General features: G+C 40.5%; 13 protein-coding genes. 12 read left to right on the top strand and 1 reads right to left on the bottom strand.

The window, feature by feature from the left end; all coding sequences use genetic code 11:
* Positions 1–28: 28 nt before the first annotated feature.
* The 8 genes from ligA to aceA all read left to right on the top strand — a co-directional run bounded on the left by ligA (position 29) and on the right by aceA (position 11,731).
* Positions 29–2,035, top strand: a complete 2,007-nt coding sequence (gene ligA, locus GZA11_RS07960) for an NAD-dependent DNA ligase LigA (protein WP_038538886.1) — start codon at positions 29–31, stop codon at positions 2,033–2,035.
* Positions 2,036–2,047: 12 nt separating this feature from the next.
* Entirely contained in the window at positions 2,048–3,214 is a 1,167-nt protein-coding gene (locus GZA11_RS07955) for a CamS family sex pheromone protein (protein ID WP_038538889.1), read from the top strand.
* 179 nt (positions 3,215–3,393) lie between these two features.
* Positions 3,394–4,941 carry an L-glutamate gamma-semialdehyde dehydrogenase gene (gene pruA / locus GZA11_RS07950; protein ID WP_038538892.1) on the top strand — a complete coding sequence of 516 codons (1,548 nt, stop codon included), beginning with the start codon at positions 3,394–3,396 and terminating at the stop codon, positions 4,939–4,941.
* Positions 4,942–5,284: 343 nt separating this feature from the next.
* Positions 5,285–7,711 carry a nitrite reductase large subunit NirB gene (gene nirB, locus GZA11_RS07945; RefSeq protein ID WP_038538895.1) on the top strand — a complete coding sequence of 809 codons (2,427 nt, stop codon included), beginning with the start codon at positions 5,285–5,287 and terminating at the stop codon, positions 7,709–7,711.
* Positions 7,712–7,717: 6 nt separating this feature from the next.
* Positions 7,718–8,038 (top strand): nitrite reductase small subunit NirD, encoded by a 321-nt coding sequence (nirD, locus tag GZA11_RS07940; RefSeq protein ID WP_051968249.1) that lies wholly within the window; start codon positions 7,718–7,720, stop codon positions 8,036–8,038.
* Positions 8,039–8,065: 27 nt separating this feature from the next.
* A complete protein-coding gene (cobA, locus tag GZA11_RS07935) occupies positions 8,066–9,508 on the top strand; it encodes a uroporphyrinogen-III C-methyltransferase (protein ID WP_163183411.1) in 1,443 nt (480 codons plus the stop codon).
* Between the two features lie 13 nt (positions 9,509–9,521).
* Positions 9,522–10,151, top strand: a complete 630-nt coding sequence (locus GZA11_RS07930; protein WP_038538898.1) for a precorrin-2 dehydrogenase/sirohydrochlorin ferrochelatase family protein — start codon at positions 9,522–9,524, stop codon at positions 10,149–10,151.
* Positions 10,152–10,447: 296 nt separating this feature from the next.
* Positions 10,448–11,731, top strand: coding sequence for an isocitrate lyase (gene aceA / locus GZA11_RS07925; RefSeq protein WP_038538901.1), 1,284 nt, complete (start codon positions 10,448–10,450; stop codon positions 11,729–11,731).
* A gap of 226 nt (positions 11,732–11,957) precedes the next feature.
* On the opposite strand, the gene GZA11_RS07920 is transcribed toward aceA, so the two are convergent.
* Positions 11,958–12,410 carry an OsmC family protein gene (locus tag GZA11_RS07920; RefSeq protein WP_038538903.1) on the bottom strand — a complete coding sequence of 151 codons (453 nt, stop codon included), beginning with the start codon at positions 12,408–12,410 and terminating at the stop codon, positions 11,958–11,960.
* A 95-nt stretch (positions 12,411–12,505) separates the two neighbouring features.
* Between GZA11_RS07920 and GZA11_RS07915 the strand changes: the two genes are divergently transcribed.
* The 4 genes from GZA11_RS07915 to gatB all read left to right on the top strand — a co-directional run bounded on the left by GZA11_RS07915 (position 12,506) and on the right by gatB (position 16,335).
* Complete coding sequence (locus GZA11_RS07915; RefSeq protein WP_051968250.1) at positions 12,506–13,006, top strand: VanZ family protein; 501 nt, start codon at positions 12,506–12,508, stop codon at positions 13,004–13,006.
* A gap of 131 nt (positions 13,007–13,137) precedes the next feature.
* On the top strand, positions 13,138–13,431 hold the full coding sequence (gatC, locus tag GZA11_RS07910; RefSeq protein ID WP_038538905.1) for an Asp-tRNA(Asn)/Glu-tRNA(Gln) amidotransferase subunit GatC: 294 nt from the start codon (positions 13,138–13,140) through the stop codon (positions 13,429–13,431).
* Between the two features lie 12 nt (positions 13,432–13,443).
* Positions 13,444–14,895, top strand: a complete 1,452-nt coding sequence (gene gatA, locus GZA11_RS07905) for an Asp-tRNA(Asn)/Glu-tRNA(Gln) amidotransferase subunit GatA (protein ID WP_038538907.1) — start codon at positions 13,444–13,446, stop codon at positions 14,893–14,895.
* A gap of 12 nt (positions 14,896–14,907) precedes the next feature.
* Positions 14,908–16,335, top strand: coding sequence for an Asp-tRNA(Asn)/Glu-tRNA(Gln) amidotransferase subunit GatB (gene gatB, locus GZA11_RS07900; protein ID WP_038538909.1), 1,428 nt, complete (start codon positions 14,908–14,910; stop codon positions 16,333–16,335).
* The last annotated feature ends 633 nt before the right edge of the window (positions 16,336–16,968 follow it).

Here is a 16,968-nt window from a genome sequence, read left to right as displayed (position 1 = left end):
TGGAATTTGTTAGGAAAGGGCTGGATTTATGGACCTGCGAAATGCTGAAAAGAGAATCAGTGAATTACGAAATTTATTAAACCAATATGGCTATGAATATTATGTTTTAGATAAACCGTCCGTTCCTGATGCGGAATATGATCGCTTAATGCAGGAACTTTTGGCGCTTGAAGAGCAGTTTCCTGAACTGAAAACACCGGATTCACCTTCCGAAAGGGTGGGCGGTGCTGTCCTTGACATGTTTGAAAAAGTAGAACACCGGACACCGATGTTAAGCTTGGGAAATGCGTTTAATGAACAAGATCTTAGAGATTTTGACCGCCGTATCCGGCAAGCAGTTGGCAATGATTTTTCCTATGTATGTGAACTGAAAATTGATGGTCTTGCTGTTTCATTGCGGTATGAGGACGGATTATTTATACAAGGAGCTACCCGTGGTGATGGGACTATTGGAGAAGATATTACGGCAAATCTAAAAACAATTAAGTCGATTCCACTCCGTTTAACAGAACCTGTTTCGATTGAAGTTCGGGGTGAGGCGTTTATGCCTAAGCGTTCCTTTGAAGCATTGAATGAAGCACGGAAGGAGCGTGGAGAGGAGCTGTTTGCTAATCCGCGTAATGCGGCAGCAGGATCACTTCGTCAGTTGGACCCGAAAATTGCTGCTTCAAGAAAGTTGGATATCTTTTTATACGGGATCGGCAATGTCTCAGAAATAGGGATTGAATCCCATAGTGAAGGACTTGATTACTTAGATCAGTTGGGATTTAAAACAAACAAGGAACGGAAAAAGTGTGCAACGATCGATGATGTCATCGAGTACGTTAATGGCTGGGTAGAGAAACGTCCACACCTGCCATATGAAATTGATGGGATTGTTATTAAGGTCGATTCTCTTGCTCAGCAGGCAGCACTTGGAACAACAGCCAAAAGCCCACGCTGGGCCATCGCTTATAAATTTCCGGCTGAAGAAGTAATCACTACATTAAAGGACATTGAACTAAGTGTCGGAAGAACAGGAGTGGTTACGCCAACAGCCATTTTAGAGCCTGTCAAAGTAGCCGGAACTACCGTTCAGCGGGCGTCCTTGCACAATGAAGATTTAATCCGGGAAAAAGATATTAAAATCGGAGATAAAGTAGTTATTAAAAAAGCTGGTGATATTATTCCGGAAGTGGTTAATGTACTGGCTGACCAGCGTACGGGTGAAGAGAAGGATTTTCATATGCCGACTCATTGTCCAGAATGTAATAGTGAGCTCGTCCGTCTTGAAGGAGAAGTCGCCTTACGTTGTATTAATCCGAAATGCCCGGCCCAAATTCGTGAAGGATTGATTCATTTTGTCTCAAGAGATGCAATGAATATTGAAGGCTTGGGAGAAAAAGTCATCAGCCAGCTTTTTGCCAATAAATTAATTAGCAATGTTGCTGATATTTATAAACTGACAAGAGAACAGCTTATTGGACTTGAACGGATGGGAGAAAAATCCGTTTCCAATTTGTTAAAGGCCATTGAAGCTTCGAAGAGTAATTCACTAGAAAAACTGCTATTTGGCCTTGGTATCCGTCATGTTGGGGCAAAAGCGGCAAAAACCTTGGCACAAGAATTCGGCAACATGGAAAAGTTGGCTTCTGCTTCAAAAGAACAGTTAATGGCTATTAATGAGATTGGAAATAAAATGGCAGATTCGATTGTTAGCTTTTTTGAACAAGAAGAAGCTAAGGAACTTTTACAGGAGTTATCAGCTGCTGGTGTAAATATGGAATATAAAGGGGCAAAACCTGTTTCGAATCAGGAATCCGATTCCATTTTTTCAGGAAAAACAATTGTCCTTACAGGAAAATTAGAACAGTTAACAAGAAATGAAGCGAAAGAAAAAATTGAAGCCCTTGGTGGTAAGGTTACAGGAAGTGTCAGCAAAAAGACCGATCTTGTCATAGCTGGAACAGAGGCAGGATCGAAACTGACAAAGGCACAAGAGCTGGGAATAGAAGTTTGGGACGAGGAGAAGCTTCTTGAAGAATTAAATAAGTAGAGGTGGAACAAAGTGAGAAAACTCTCATTGGTCGCACTCTCTCTTATCTTTCTGCTAAGTGCTTGTGCACCAAGCATTGGAAAACAAAATGAAGTAGTCCAAACAAAGGAGAAGGATAAAGGAAAGGCGATCATTCCAAAGTATAATATTTCTGATAAATATTATCGGACCATTTTGCCGTTTGAATCAGGAGCAGCGCGCGGTTTGGTGGTTAATAATATAAACACAAGATTTGACTTAAATGAATTCGAGATCGGTTTAATGAGGATTGCGCAAAATAGCTTTGATACAGAAAAGTATTTTTTCCGCGAGGGTCAGGAAATAAAGGAAAAGACCATTAAACAGTGGCTTAATCGAAAGTATACGCCAGAACAAGCCAAGGCAAATGGGGTAAAAGAATCTGAAAATATTGGCTTAAACCCGGTAGACACGGGTCCTGTTGGCGAACCGAGCAGCCCTATCTATTTAGCTCATATTTTAGAACATGACTACTTAACAAAAGACGATGAGGGAAATGTTTCACTTGCTGGCATTACCATTGGGCTTGCCTTAAATTCAACATATTATTATAAAATTCAAGCTGACAACGGCGGAACGATCCAAAAAGAACAGAAAATTGACCATGATGATATGGTGCGGGAAGGGAAAAAAATAGCGGAGGAAGTAGTGAAAAGAATTCGCAATATGAAAAACCTTGCTGATATTCCAATCACTATTGGTCTGTTTGCCCAAGAGAGCAAAACATCAGTTGTTCCTGGGAATTTCTTCGCCTATACAACGGTGGATAAAGGAAGTTCAATCATTAATGGTTGGGAACCCATTAATGAAAAATACTTTTTATTCCCTTCAAGCGAAGCAGAGGAAGCCCATAGGGATGATGTCATTGCCTTTAAAAACTTTAAGCAAGATGTAGAAAAATATTTTCCTAACTTTAATGGTGTGATTGGGAGAGCCTTTTATGTAGGTGACCAGCTGCATGAACTGAATATTACTATTCCAATCCAATTTTATGGAAAAACAGAGGGGATCGGTTTCACGCAATATGTAACAGGTCTAGTGATGGAGCATTTTCCAGAATATATTTCTGTCACTGTGAGTGTAACCTCTGTGGATGGCCCTGAATCGCTCATTGTCCGAAAAGCGAATGAAAATGAACCATTTGTTCACATATATCAATAAAAATAATCCGACTTTTGTCGGATTATTTTTTTAGTTGTGTCGGTTAAGAGGACACCTTTTGAGGAATTATAATATTGTTTATTTTCCGAAGCTTAAGTTCCCTTATTATTGAAGCGGCGAATAGATTCATGTAGAATGGACTTGTTGTAAACGTTTAATTACATAGGAGGGGTTTAGAGATGGTACAACCTTACAAGCATGAGCCGTTTACAGATTTTACAGTTGAAGAGAACCGTCAAGCTTATCTTCAAGGGTTAAAAACAGTAGAAGGATATTTAGGTCAAGAATATCCACTTATCATTGGCGGTGAGAGAATTACCACCGAGGAAAAAATCATTTCCTATAATCCAGCAAATAAAGAAGAAGTCATTGGCCGCGTATCGAAAGCTAATAAGGAATTAGCAGAAAAAGCAATGCAAGCGGCTGTTGAGGCATTTAAAACTTGGAAAAAAACAAAGGCAGAGTTCCGTGCAGATGTGCTTTTTAAAGCAGCAACAATTATCCGCCGCCGTAAGCATGAGTTTTCTGCTCTTTTAACAAAAGAAGCAGGGAAGCCATGGAAAGAGGCAGATGCTGACACTGCGGAAGCAATTGATTTCCTTGAATATTATGGCCGTCAAATGCTGGCTCTAAAAGATGGAGTGCCAGTAAATAGTCGTCCAAATGAATTTAACCGTTATCATTATATTCCACTAGGAGTAGGTATCATCATTTCTCCTTGGAACTTCCCATTAGCGATCATGGCAGGTACGACTGTTGCTGCTATTGTTACTGGTAACACGGTATTATTAAAACCAGCTTCAACTACTCCAGTTGTAGCAGCGAAGTTTGTTGAGGTAATGGAAGAAGCCGGTCTTCCTAAAGGGGTATTAAACTTCGTTCCAGGTAGCGGTGCAGAAGTGGGCGATTATTTAGTTGACCATAAGGATACTCGATTCATTAGCTTTACCGGTTCACGTGATGTAGGACTTCGCATTTTTGAACGTTCTTCAAAAATTAATCCAGGACAAATCTGGATGAAGCGATTAATTGCTGAAATGGGCGGTAAAGACACAATTGTCGTAGACTCCGAAGCTGATCTTGAACTAGCAGCACAATCTATCGTTGCATCTGCATTTGGATTCTCTGGACAAAAATGCTCTGCATGTTCACGTGCCGTTATTGTTGAAGATGTGTATGATCAAGTATTGAACCGCGTGGTTGAATTAACTAACGAGTTAACCGTTGGTGATCCAACAGAACAAGGAACTTTCATGGGACCTGTTATTGATCAAAACGCCTTCAATAAAATTATGGAATATATTGAAATTGGTAAGAGTGAAGGTAAGTTAATGACTGGTGGTGAAGGAGACGATTCCAAAGGATACTTCATTAAACCAACTGTGTTTGCTGACCTAGATCCGAAAGCACGTATTATGCAGGAAGAAATCTTTGGACCAGTAGTAGGCTTCACTAAGGCGAAGAACTTTGATGAGGCTATTGAAATTGCAAATAACACTGAGTATGGATTAACAGGCGCTGTTATTACTAAAAATCGTGCTCATATCGAAAAGGCTCGTGAAGACTTCCATGTTGGAAACCTCTACTTCAATCGTGGCTGTACGGGTGCTATTGTTGGCTATCAGCCATTCGGTGGCTTCAACATGTCTGGGACCGACTCAAAAGCTGGAGGTCCAGACTATCTATTACTACACATGCAAGCTAAAACAACATCTGAAATGTTCTAATTATAAGCGAACCTCTTCCCCAATGGCGGGAAGGGGTTTTTTTATTGATTTCATTTTGTCATGCTCTGTGAGTGCCAGTGATCTTCATTGGAGCCGTGATGGACAAAACATAAAAAGGTAAAAGCCAAAATGCCTATTAACATAGTTATGTAGTCAAAATGGCCATAAATTGAATACTAACTGTTTTTCATGGCAATTTCTCATTATGTATATACAGCTGTATGAAGTTTTGACAATAATGTGAAATTGTTCACAAATAATCTTAGCTTGTGATGAACTTCACAATATATTCATTGGTTTTCACCTTACAATAAAACTAAAAAAATATAGGGAGCGACCTAAGATGAAAAAATTGGTGATGATAGGCAACGGAATGGCAGGGGTTAGGACCATTGAAGAAATTTTAAAGCTGGAGCCCGAACAATTTGAGATTACCATTTTTGGAGAAGAACCGTATCCAAACTATAATCGAATCAAATTATCCAATATCCTTCAAGGAGATGTCCATTTTGATGATATAATCATCAATCCATTGGAATGGTATAAAGACAATAACATTCAATTATATACGGGTGAAGCAGTTGTCAAAATTGATACAAAGGCAAAGAAGGTATTTAGTGATCAAGGCCGTGAAGTCAATTATGATGAGTTAATTATCGCAACAGGATCAAAGGCTATTATTCTACCAATTCCAGGGGCAAATAAACAAGGTGTTACAGGTTTTCGTGATATAAAAGATTGTGAATTGATGATCAAATTAGCCAATCAGTATAAAAAAGCAGCCGTCATAGGGGGAGGACTTCTCGGCCTTGAAGCCGCAAGAGGACTCTTGAACCTTGGCATGAAAGTGGATGTCGTCCATCTAATGCCCCATTTAATGGAAAGACAGCTAGATCATGTTGCAGCATCCATGCTGAAAGCAGAACTTGAAGCCCAGGGCATGAATTTTTTAATGGAAAAAGAAACGGTGGAAATTTTGGGAGATGAGCGCGTAACTGGCCTCCGTTTTAAAGATGGTTCCCAAATAGAGGCTGATCTTGTAGTGATGGCTCTAGGAATTAGGTCTAATACAGAAGTGGCAAAAAACAGCGGAATTTATGTCAACCGAGGAATCGTTGTGAACGACTATATGGAAACGAATGTCCCTCATGTTTATGCAGTTGGTGAGTGTGCAGAGCATCGTGAAATTGTTTATGGGTTGGTGGCGCCATTATATGAACAAGCAAAGGTACTTGCAAACCACATCTGTGGCAAAGAAACGAAGCCGTACAAAGGATCAGTTACAGGTACTCAGTTAAAAGTAGCAGGGGTGGATCTTTTCTCTGCAGGAGAAATACATGAAGACAGCACGACGAAATCGATTATGGTACACAACGAGTATGAGGGAATTTATAAAAAAGTGTTAATAAGGAATAACCGAATTGTCGGGATTGTTCTTTACGGCGATACAAAGGACAGTACTAGACTGTTCCGAATGCTGACCAAACAAGAAGATATTAGCGGTATGACAAGTGTTTCTATTTTGCAATCGGAGTGTAGTGGAGCGGGCAATACTGGTGATGATGTTGCCTCCATGCCAGACGATGAATTAATTTGCGGATGTAATGGTGTTACGAAAGGAGTCATCGTTGAAGCAATAAAAACCAAAGGTCTTACAACATTGGACCAAGTTAGCCAGTGCACAAATGCCGGTCGCTCTTGTGGACGTTGTAAACCATTAGTTGCAAACATTCTCTCTCATACTTTAGGTAATCAATTTAACGAAAAAGGAGCCTCAAAAACTAGTATTTGCGGTTGTACCACTTTAAGCCGTGAAGAGATAATAGAAGAAATCAAGACAAAGGGCTTAACAAGTGTGAAAGAAGTGATGAATGTCCTAGAGTGGAATAATGAGGAAGGCTGCACCAAATGTCGTCCTGCCATTAATTACTATCTGGGCATGATTTACATGGATCATGGTATGGATGATCGTGATTCCCGTCTAGTTAACGAAAAAATGCATGCCAACATCCAAAAGGACGGAACTTATTCTGTTGTTCCAAGAATGTACGGCGGTGTCACGACAGCCAAGGATTTGAAAAAAATTGCCGAAGTGGCTGAAAAATATCATGTTCCATTAGTAAAGCTAACCGGCGGTCAGCGCATCGGTTTGTTCGGTGTAAAAAAAGAAGACCTGCCAAGCATTTGGAAAGACCTTGATATGCCGTCAGGATATGCGTACGGAAAAACACTACGCACTGTAAAAACCTGTGTTGGTTCCCAGTTCTGCCGCTACGGTACACAGGATTCTATGGCACTTGGCATCGAGCTTGAAAAGAAATTTGAACGGCTTGATACACCTCATAAGGTGAAAATGGGTGTATCTGCTTGTCCACGAAATTGTTCCGAAGCAGGAATTAAAGATATTGGATTTGTTGGAATTGACGGTGGCTGGGAGATCTATGTCGGAGGAAATGGTGGGGTTGACCTTCGCCCTGCAGACCTGTTATGCACCGTGAAGACCAAGGAAGAAGTAATGGAAATCACAGGTGCCTATCTTCAATATTACCGTGAAACAGCGAACTATTTGGAACGGACTTCCAAATGGCTGGAGCGTGTAGGCTTAAAGCATGTGCAAGAAGTATTGGCCGATAAGGAAATGCGCAAAGCCTTAAACGAACGACTTGATAAAACGTTGAAAAAATATGTGGATCCATGGAACGAAGCCATTCAAAGTAAAGAAATTCAAGATAAGTACTATATGAAACACACAATCAAGGTCGGGGAGTGATTCCAAATGATAAAAACCATAAGACGAATACCAGTTGCCCATTATTCCAATCTGAAAGCAAGAACAGGTTATTCCATTAGAATAGATGACAAAGAAATGGCCTTATTTAAAGTATCTAATGGACGGGTCTATGCGCTGGAAAACCGCAGCCCTCATCCGAAGGGGGGTGTCCTGTCAGAGGGACTTGTCAGCGGGGAGTACGTATACTGTCCAGTCTATGATTGGAAAATTTCACTAGTAGACGGCAAGGTGCAGGCGCCGGATAATGGACAGGTAAGAACTTATAAAATAGAAATAGAAAAGGATGTTGTTTTTATCGTATTATAGAAGGAAAAAAGGGAAGGATGCTGCAGGATGGGAACAGGAAAAGTCTATTTAGTAGGAGCTGGGCCAGGGGATATTGGATTAATCACAGTAAAAGGGCTGGAAGCAATCAAACAAGCTGAAGTAATCTTGTATGATCGGCTAGCCAATCCAAAACTGCTGGAATTTGCTCCGGCGGATTGCGAGTTAATCTACTGTGGTAAACTGCCGGAACGCCATATTTTACGCCAGGAAAATATCAATGACCTATTGGTGAAAAAAGCCCAGGAAGGAAAAATGGTTGTCCGCCTCAAAGGTGGTGACCCTGGAGTGTTTGGTCGGGTCGGAGAAGAAGCAGAAGCTCTTGCCGAGCATCAGATTCCATTTGAAATCGTTCCTGGCATTACATCGGGAATCGCTGCCCCACTTTATGCAGGGATCCCGGTAACCCATCGGGAGCATGCTGAATCCTTTGCGGTGATCACCGCTCATGATAAATCTGAGGATGGCAAGCCTGTCTTAAATTGGGATAGTCTTGCCCGAGGTATTGATACCATCGCTTTTTACATGGGGGTAAGGAATTTACCGTTTATTTGTGAAAATCTCATTGCCTATGGAAAACCGGCAAACACACCAGTCATTTTAATTCAATGGGGAACGTTCGGCCGTCAGAAAACGTTGCAAGGAACTTTAGCTGATATTTCAGATAAGGTGAAGGAAGCCAAGTTCAGTAATCCGGCAATTATCTTGGTTGGCCCGGTTATTTCGCTTCGGGAAAAAATTAAGTGGTTTGAAAATAAGCCTCTCTATGGCAGACAAATCATTCTTGCCCGCACAAGTGAGAGCCCAAGCGACTTGGCGAAGGAGTTGGCGGCACAAGGAGCAGATGTCATTGAATTTCCAAAATGGAATAGAATCACTCTGCCTGTAAATCCAGAAATCTTAGCTAAGATTGACAGTTATGATCAAATTTTGTTTACTTCGCCTGAAAGTGTTGATGAGTTTTTTAAAACTCTATACGAAAACCAATTCGATATACGCCGCATACGTGCGGAACTATTCGGTGTTTCCAACAAATCTCTTAATGCCTTAAGGGAGAGAGGTTTTATTCCACTTCCGGCCAATGAAATGTCTGAGATGGGGAAACGGTTAGTTGTTTGTGACAACCAATGGGAGAAGGACGAAAATGCGGATGTATGGCTGACAAGTGAAAAAGTATTGGATCCACAATTCTTGCCAATTTTTCGAAGAATGTTGGATGATGCCATCGTCAATACCGTTGTTTTCCCAAATAGTGCCTCAGTCGAGCCTTTTATGAGAGGGTTAAGAGAATGTGGCATTCATTTGATGGAAAATGTACAAATTGTTTCTATGGGCAAACAGACGATGAATGCTGTAATGGAGCAAGGGCTTCCTGTAAGTGAAATGCCGAAACAAGCAACAAAGGAAGCATTGATAGAATTATTAGCCTCAAAGCCGATTGAAATCATGTAATTGAGGGTGGCGTATGAATTCCTATTATCCAATAATGATTAAACTTGAAGGAAAAAAAGTAGTGGTGATAGGCGGCGGAAAAGTAGCGGAACGAAAGGTAACCGGTCTTTTGGAAACCGGGGCACAAATCTTCCTTGTTACTCCTGAGGCGACGCCTGAATTACAAAGACTTGCTCAAGAGGAACAAATCATTTGGCATAAGCGGAACTTTTTGGAGACAGACCTTATGGGAGCTTTTATGATTTTTGCGGCAACCAACGATTCGCAATTAAATCAACATATAAAGAATGTAGCACAGCCTTATCAACTTGTTATCATTGTGGATGATCCGAAGAAAAGTGACTTTCATGTTCCCGCCCGCCTGCAGCGTGGTAAGTTAACGATTGCTGTTTCAACGAGCGGTGCCAACCCGACACTAGCAAAGAGAATTTGTAAACAGCTAGAACAGCAGTTTGATGAAAAATATAAGGATTATTTGGAATTTCTTTTTTTAAAACGGCAATGGATTTTAAAAGAAATTAAAGAACCTATATTAAGAAGAAAGCTTCTGACAGCCATGGCAGCAGAGGAATTTATGAATAATGATGACTTTGAGGAAGCATTTTGGCGTCTATATAAACAGATCTGTAAAGCAGATACCTAAAAATGGGTATCTGTTTTTTTTATATCGAAAAACTTCGCTGCAACTTGACGAAAACAAAAACAGGGACATTTTTCTTATTTTTTAAAAAATATTCAGAAAAGTAGTTTCGATTTTGTGAAATGTGTTATATAATACAAAACAAGGACAATTACTGTATTATAACAAAAAGAAAACTTAAGAACTTGGAGCGTTTAAAGCAGCAGGGACACATATAAGGGTGTTTTGACTGTGATATTTGCAGAGTTTATTAACTCTACAACATATAAAAATGAATGAATTATAGGGAGGAATTTACAATGAAAGATGTAAGAGTTGCTAAATTAAAAGAAAGTTGGGAAATGGATGCTCGCTGGAAGGGGATTATAAGGCCTTATTCTGCAGAAGATGTGATCAAGCTTCGCGGTTCGATTGACATTGAATATACATTGGCTAAAAGAGGAGCAGAAAAGCTTTGGAAGCTAATCAACGAGGAAGATTATGTAAATGCGCTTGGGGCATTAACTGGTAATCAAGCAGTTCAGCAGGTAAAAGCCGGTCTTAAAGCTATTTACTTAAGTGGTTGGCAGGTAGCTGCTGACGCAAACCTATCCGGGCATATGTATCCAGATCAAAGTTTGTATCCAGCGAATAGTGTGCCTGCTGTTGTGAAACGGATTAACCAAGCACTACAGCGTGCCGACCAAATCCATCACGCGGAAGGAGATCATTCCATTGATTGGTTTGCTCCGATTGTGGCCGATGCAGAAGCCGGCTTTGGCGGACAGTTAAATTGTTTTGAATTAATGAAAGGGATGATTGAAGCAGGGGCTGCCGGTGTCCACTTTGAAGACCAGCTGTCTTCTGAAAAAAAATGCGGTCACTTGGGAGGAAAAGTATTGCTTCCGACACAAACCGCGGTTCGGAACTTAATTGCCGCACGTTTGGCTGCTGACGTAATGGGGGTTCCTACGGTACTGATTGCCCGTACCGATGCGAACGCGGCAGATTTAATTACTAGTGATATCGATGAAAACGATGCACCATTTATTACCGGTGAGCGCACTCCTGAAGGTTTCTTCCGTACAAGGGCAGGTCTTGACCAAGCCATCAGCCGTGGGTTGGCTTACGCACCATATGCAGATCTCATCTGGTGTGAGACTTCTGAACCTAATCTGGAAGAAGCTCGCCGCTTTGCGGAAGCAATCCATGAGAAGTTCCCTGGTAAATTATTAGCATATAACTGCTCTCCTTCCTTCAACTGGAAGAAGAAATTAGACGATGAAACAATTGCAAATTTCCAACAAGAGCTTGGAAAAATGGGTTACAAGTTCCAATTCGTTACACTGGCTGGCTTCCATGCGCTTAACCACAGTATGTTTGAATTGGCTCGAGGCTATAAGGATCGCGGTATGGCTGCTTACTCCGAATTGCAGCAAGCTGAATTTGCAAGTGAAATGTATGGTTACACAGCCACTCGTCATCAGCGCGAGGTAGGAACGGGTTACTTCGACCAGGTGTCTATGGTCATCTCTGGAGGAACATCTTCAACCACCGCATTGAAAGGTTCTACAGAAGTAGAGCAGTTTACGAGTGCAAAATAACAAGCTTTTCACATATAGAGCCTTTCTTTGAATTTGGTCCAATACTAAAATTTGAATATGAAGAAAACTAAGGGAGTAACTACCTTCCAATGAGGTAATTGCTCCCTTTCTCTATGGAGCATTCGTTAGTTACGTTTATAGCTTGACTTGGAGCTTCTTCGATTTTAATTCATCCACTACGGGAAGTTTTTAAAAATAGATTTATAACTTGATTACTCCACTTTAATTATCCTGCGGAAATTTCTACTTCAGCCTGCAATTCAATCTCCACATTTCCCTTTACAGCCCGGCTGATCATACAGGAAGTTTCAGCCTTTTTGGCCAGCTTGTGAACCATCGCTTGATCTTCTTCAGAAGCATTCGTTGGTAAAACGACACGTGGCCGGTGGATGATTTTTTTATATGTTATTACTTCTCGGGTAACATCAACAATACCTTCCGACTCCATGGTTAAGCTTTCCTTCTTGAGACCGCTTCGTTCCATCATCGCAGCCAGCGTGATGATGTAGCAGGTGGCAGCCGCCCCAAGCAACATTTCATCGGGATTGGTCCCAATTCCTGGGCCATCCATTTCAGGCGGAATGGAGACTTTTGTTTTTAAATTTCCAGTTTCAATTTCCCCCACATCATTCCGAAGACCTGGCCAATTTGCTTTTAAAAAAAATCGATGTTCAGCCATCCTTTTACCTCCAAAAAGTGATATATTGTTAGGAGCAGACAGTATTTGGTTAACACGATACGATCAAGTTAATAAAGATTAATGGAGTAACAAAGATGAAAATACTTAGAATACTATTTTGGTTCATTATCCTTTGTTTGTATCTAGCAGTCCTAACAAAGCTAGTACTATTTAAATATATTCCGATATCCCAGATCATTCATCATCTCGATTTTACATACAACGAATACCATTGGCGCTCAAATAATTTTGTCCCTTTTAAGACGATTTATTTTTATTTGTTTTTAGCCGATATCAACTTGAATATTCGAATCGAGAACCTGGCAGGGAATGTGATCGGATTTGCTCCTTTCGGATTTATCTTACCAATGATGGCGCAGAGATTTCAAAAACTAGGCAAAGTGATCATGGCAACCTTTTGTTTAAGCTTATCCTTTGAGGTACTTCAGATGTTGTTTGAATTAGGTAGCTTTGATGTGGATGATTTAATTCTAAACACTTTTGGGGGGATGCTAGGTTATATCCTTTTTAAAATCAAGCAGCCTAAAGCTAAACGGAATAAGAAGCGTTATAAGAAAACAAAGTTGGTAAGTTGATAGACCGCTATTTATGGTCATTCTTTTAAAAATCTACAAACTCTGACCATACTGAAAGGGTAATCATTGCGGTAAAGTAAAAAAGTTTGGTATCATCAATATTAAAATGACAAGAATCGGAGGGAAAGAACATGTCGCGAATCTCACTTGACCAAGTGAAGCATGTCGCCAATTTGGCGCGTCTTGCGATCACCGATGAAGAGGCAGAAAAGTTCACTAAACAACTAGATGAGATCATAACCTTTGCAGAGCAGTTAAATGAATTGGATACCGAAAATGTAAAACCTACATACCATGTACTCGATATGAAAAATGTATTGCGTGAAGACATTCCAAAGCCTGGACTGCCGCGTGAAGAAGTTTTGAAAAATGCGCCGGAGCATCAAGATGGGCAATTTAAAGTGCCATCCATATTAGGGGAGTAGGAGGATTACAAGGTGAGTTTATTTGACCATAAAGTTTCAGATCTCCATGAACTTTTACATAAAAAAGAATTAAAAGTTTCTGACCTTGTTGATGAAGCATATAAGCGAATCAATCAAGTAGAGGATAAGGTTCAAGCATTTTTAACCATTGATGAAGAACGTGCGCGTCAAACAGCGAAGGTTCTTGATGAAAAACTAGACTCCACTAAAGGCATACTTTATGGGATGCCAATTGGTGTGAAAGACAATATTGTAACAAAAGGGCTTCGGACCACTTGTGCCAGCAAAATGCTTGAAAATTTTGATCCAATTTATGATGCTACGGTTGTTCAGAAGCTGCTGCAGGCAGAAACCGTGACAATCGGTAAATTAAATATGGACGAGTTTGCGATGGGTTCATCGAATGAAAACTCAAGATTCCAAAAAACCCGTAACCCTTGGAATCTGGACAGAGTACCAGGTGGTTCTTCCGGCGGTTCCGCAGCAGCTGTTGCGGCTGGAGAAGTACTTTTCTCACTTGGTTCTGATACAGGTGGTTCGATCCGTCAGCCTGCAGCTTTTTGCGGTGTTGTAGGAATGAAACCAACCTATGGCCGTGTATCTCGTTTTGGACTTGTGGCGTTTGCGTCCTCCCTTGACCAAATTGGACCGATTACAAGAACGGTTGAGGATAATGCGTACTTGCTACAGGCTATTTCTGGTCTTGACCCGATGGACTCTACCTCAGCCAATGTTGAAGTTCCTAACTTTGCAGCAGCGTTAACCGGAGATGTGAAAGGATTAAAAATTGCCGTACCAAAAGAATACCTTGGCGAAGGCGTAAATGAAACGGTTCGTCAGTCCGTTCTAGATGCATTAAAGGTTCTAGAAGGTCTTGGCGCTGTTTGGGAAGAGGTATCTCTGCCTCACTCCAAGTATGCTCTTGCTACTTATTATTTGCTGTCCTCATCTGAAGCTTCAGCAAACCTTGCCCGCTTTGATGGCGTCCGCTATGGCTATCGGACTCCAAATGCAGACAATTTACTGGATTTATATAAAAATACAAGGGCAGAAGGCTTCGGGGAAGAAGTGAAGCGCCGAATCATGCTTGGAACATTTGCCTTAAGCTCAGGCTATTACGATGCTTATTATAAAAAGGCACAAAAGGTTCGAACCTTGATTAAACAGGATTTTGAGAACATTTTTGAAAAATATGATGTCATCATTGGTCCAACAACACCAACACCTGCTTTTAAAATTGGTGAAAAAATCGATGACCCGATGACCATGTACGTGAATGATATTTTAACCATACCTGTGAACCTAGCAGGAGTTCCGGGAATCTCCGTGCCATGCGGCTTTGACCAAGGCCTGCCATTAGGTCTCCAAATTATTGGTAAGCATTTTGATGAGGCGACAATCTATCGCGTCGCTCACGCGTTTGAGCAGGCAACAGATTATCATAATCAGAAGCCACAATTATAGGGGGTGAAGAATATGGAATTTGAAACAGTGATTGGACTTGAGGTCCATGTGGAGTTAAAAACTGAATCAAAAATCTTTTCAGATAGCCCAAATCACTTTGGTGCCGAACCAAATACGAATACTAGTGTCATTGATCTAGGCTATCCGGGAGTACTTCCGGTTCTGAATAAAAAGGCAGTGGAATTCGGGATGAAGGCAGCGATGGCATTGAATTGCGAGATTGCCACTTATACCAAGTTTGACCGGAAGAATTATTTTTACCCGGATAATCCAAAGGCATATCAAATTTCACAATTTGACCAACCGATTGGCCAGAATGGTTGGATTGAAATTGAAGTGGATGGTTATAAGAAAAGAATTGGAATTACAAGGATTCATTTAGAAGAAGATGCTGGTAAGCTGAATCATGAAAAAGGGTATTCATTAGTGGATATTAACCGTCAGGGAACGCCGCTAATTGAAATTGTTTCTGAGCCGGACATTCGAACTCCAAATGAAGCTTATGCCTATTTGGAAAAATTAAAGTCCATTATTCAGTATACTGGGGTTTCTGATTGTAAAATGGAAGAGGGCTCACTTCGCTGTGATGCCAATATTTCGATTCGCCCTGTCGGACAAAAAGAATTTGGTACGAAAACCGAATTAAAAAACTTGAACTCTTTCAACTTTGTTCGCAAAGGGCTGGAATATGAAGAAAAGCGGCAGCGGGAAATTGTATCTGCAGGTGGTAAAATTGAACAAGAGACACGCCGTTTTGATGAAGCAACAGGAACAACGATACTAATGCGTGTAAAGGAAGGCTCTGATGATTACCGATACTTCCCAGAACCAGATCTGCTCGAATTATACATTGATGAAGAGTGGAAAGAGAGGGTTCGTGCAGAAATTCCAGAGCTTCCAGATGAACGCCAAAAACGCTATATTGAAGAGCTAGGGTTGCCAGTGTATGATGCAAAGGTTCTGACGGTTGTAAAAGAAACGGCAGATTTCTTTGAAGCAACAGTGAAAGCTGGTGCCGATCCGAAGCAGGCATCTAACTGGATCATGGGAGAAGTTTCCGGTTACTTGAATGCAGAAGGAAAAGAGTTGCATGAAGTGGCTTTAACACCTGAAGGACTTGCTGGCATGATTAAACTGATTGAAAATGGCACCATTTCTTCTAAAATTGCCAAGACCGTTTTTAAAGAGTTAATTGAAAACGGCGGTAATGCTGAGCAAATAGTGAAAGAAAAGGGACTTGTGCAAATATCTGATGAAGGTACCTTATTAAAGATTATCAATGAAGTCCTTGATAACAACCCGAAATCTATTGAAGATTTCAAAGGTGGCAAGGCGAAAGCAACAGGCTTCCTTGTTGGACAAGTTATGAAGGCGACAAAGGGTCAAGCCAATCCACAAATGGTTAACAAACTTTTAAATCAAGAGTTGCAGAAACGTTAATTAAGATAGGGGCTGTCTAAAAAGTCCATTTAAGAGAAAAATGAACCCAAATTAAAAACCCAAGAATGTTGATTTAACAGCATTCTTGGGTTTGGCTTTTATAAAGATTTAAGCTGAAATACCACTTTCCGGACAGCCCCATTTTTAATGAAAAATGTCGAATTAATCTTCGACATCCTTCATGTGATTTCCCGGGAAAAAAACCTATTAGATTAATATTTTTGACTGTTTTATTCAAACGATTGGTTAATCAGGAAATATCAAACATTTTGTCGAAATAGGGGGAAATTGTTGAGATTCGACATTATTCCATGTAGGTATACAGTAATCTGGGTTAAAAGAGAAGAAGGTCCCTTTGCTAAGGTAAAAATCTGTTTCATTAAGGAATCAGTTCATCAAACGATTGATTAGATAAAGAAAAGGCTTTTATAGATTTAATTAATCGTTTGATTAATAATTATTTTTCTAGATTTAATCAAACGTTTGATGAGTAAAATTGAAAGATGTTCAACCGAATAATTACTTTTATGAATGAAAAAAATGCCTGGATTCAATCCAGGCATTTTAATATATGAGAATGATAGAGATGTTAGGACAAGCGCCTAAGAGCTATGACCCTTTTACTCTCCTCGC

Origin of the sequence: Neobacillus sedimentimangrovi, assembly GCF_010614825.1 — a bacterium.
Lineage (GTDB): Bacteria > Bacillota > Bacilli > Bacillales > Cytobacillaceae > Neobacillus > Neobacillus thermocopriae.
Note: the sequence above shows the minus strand (reverse complement) of the source record. Positions and strands in the feature narration are given on the sequence as shown.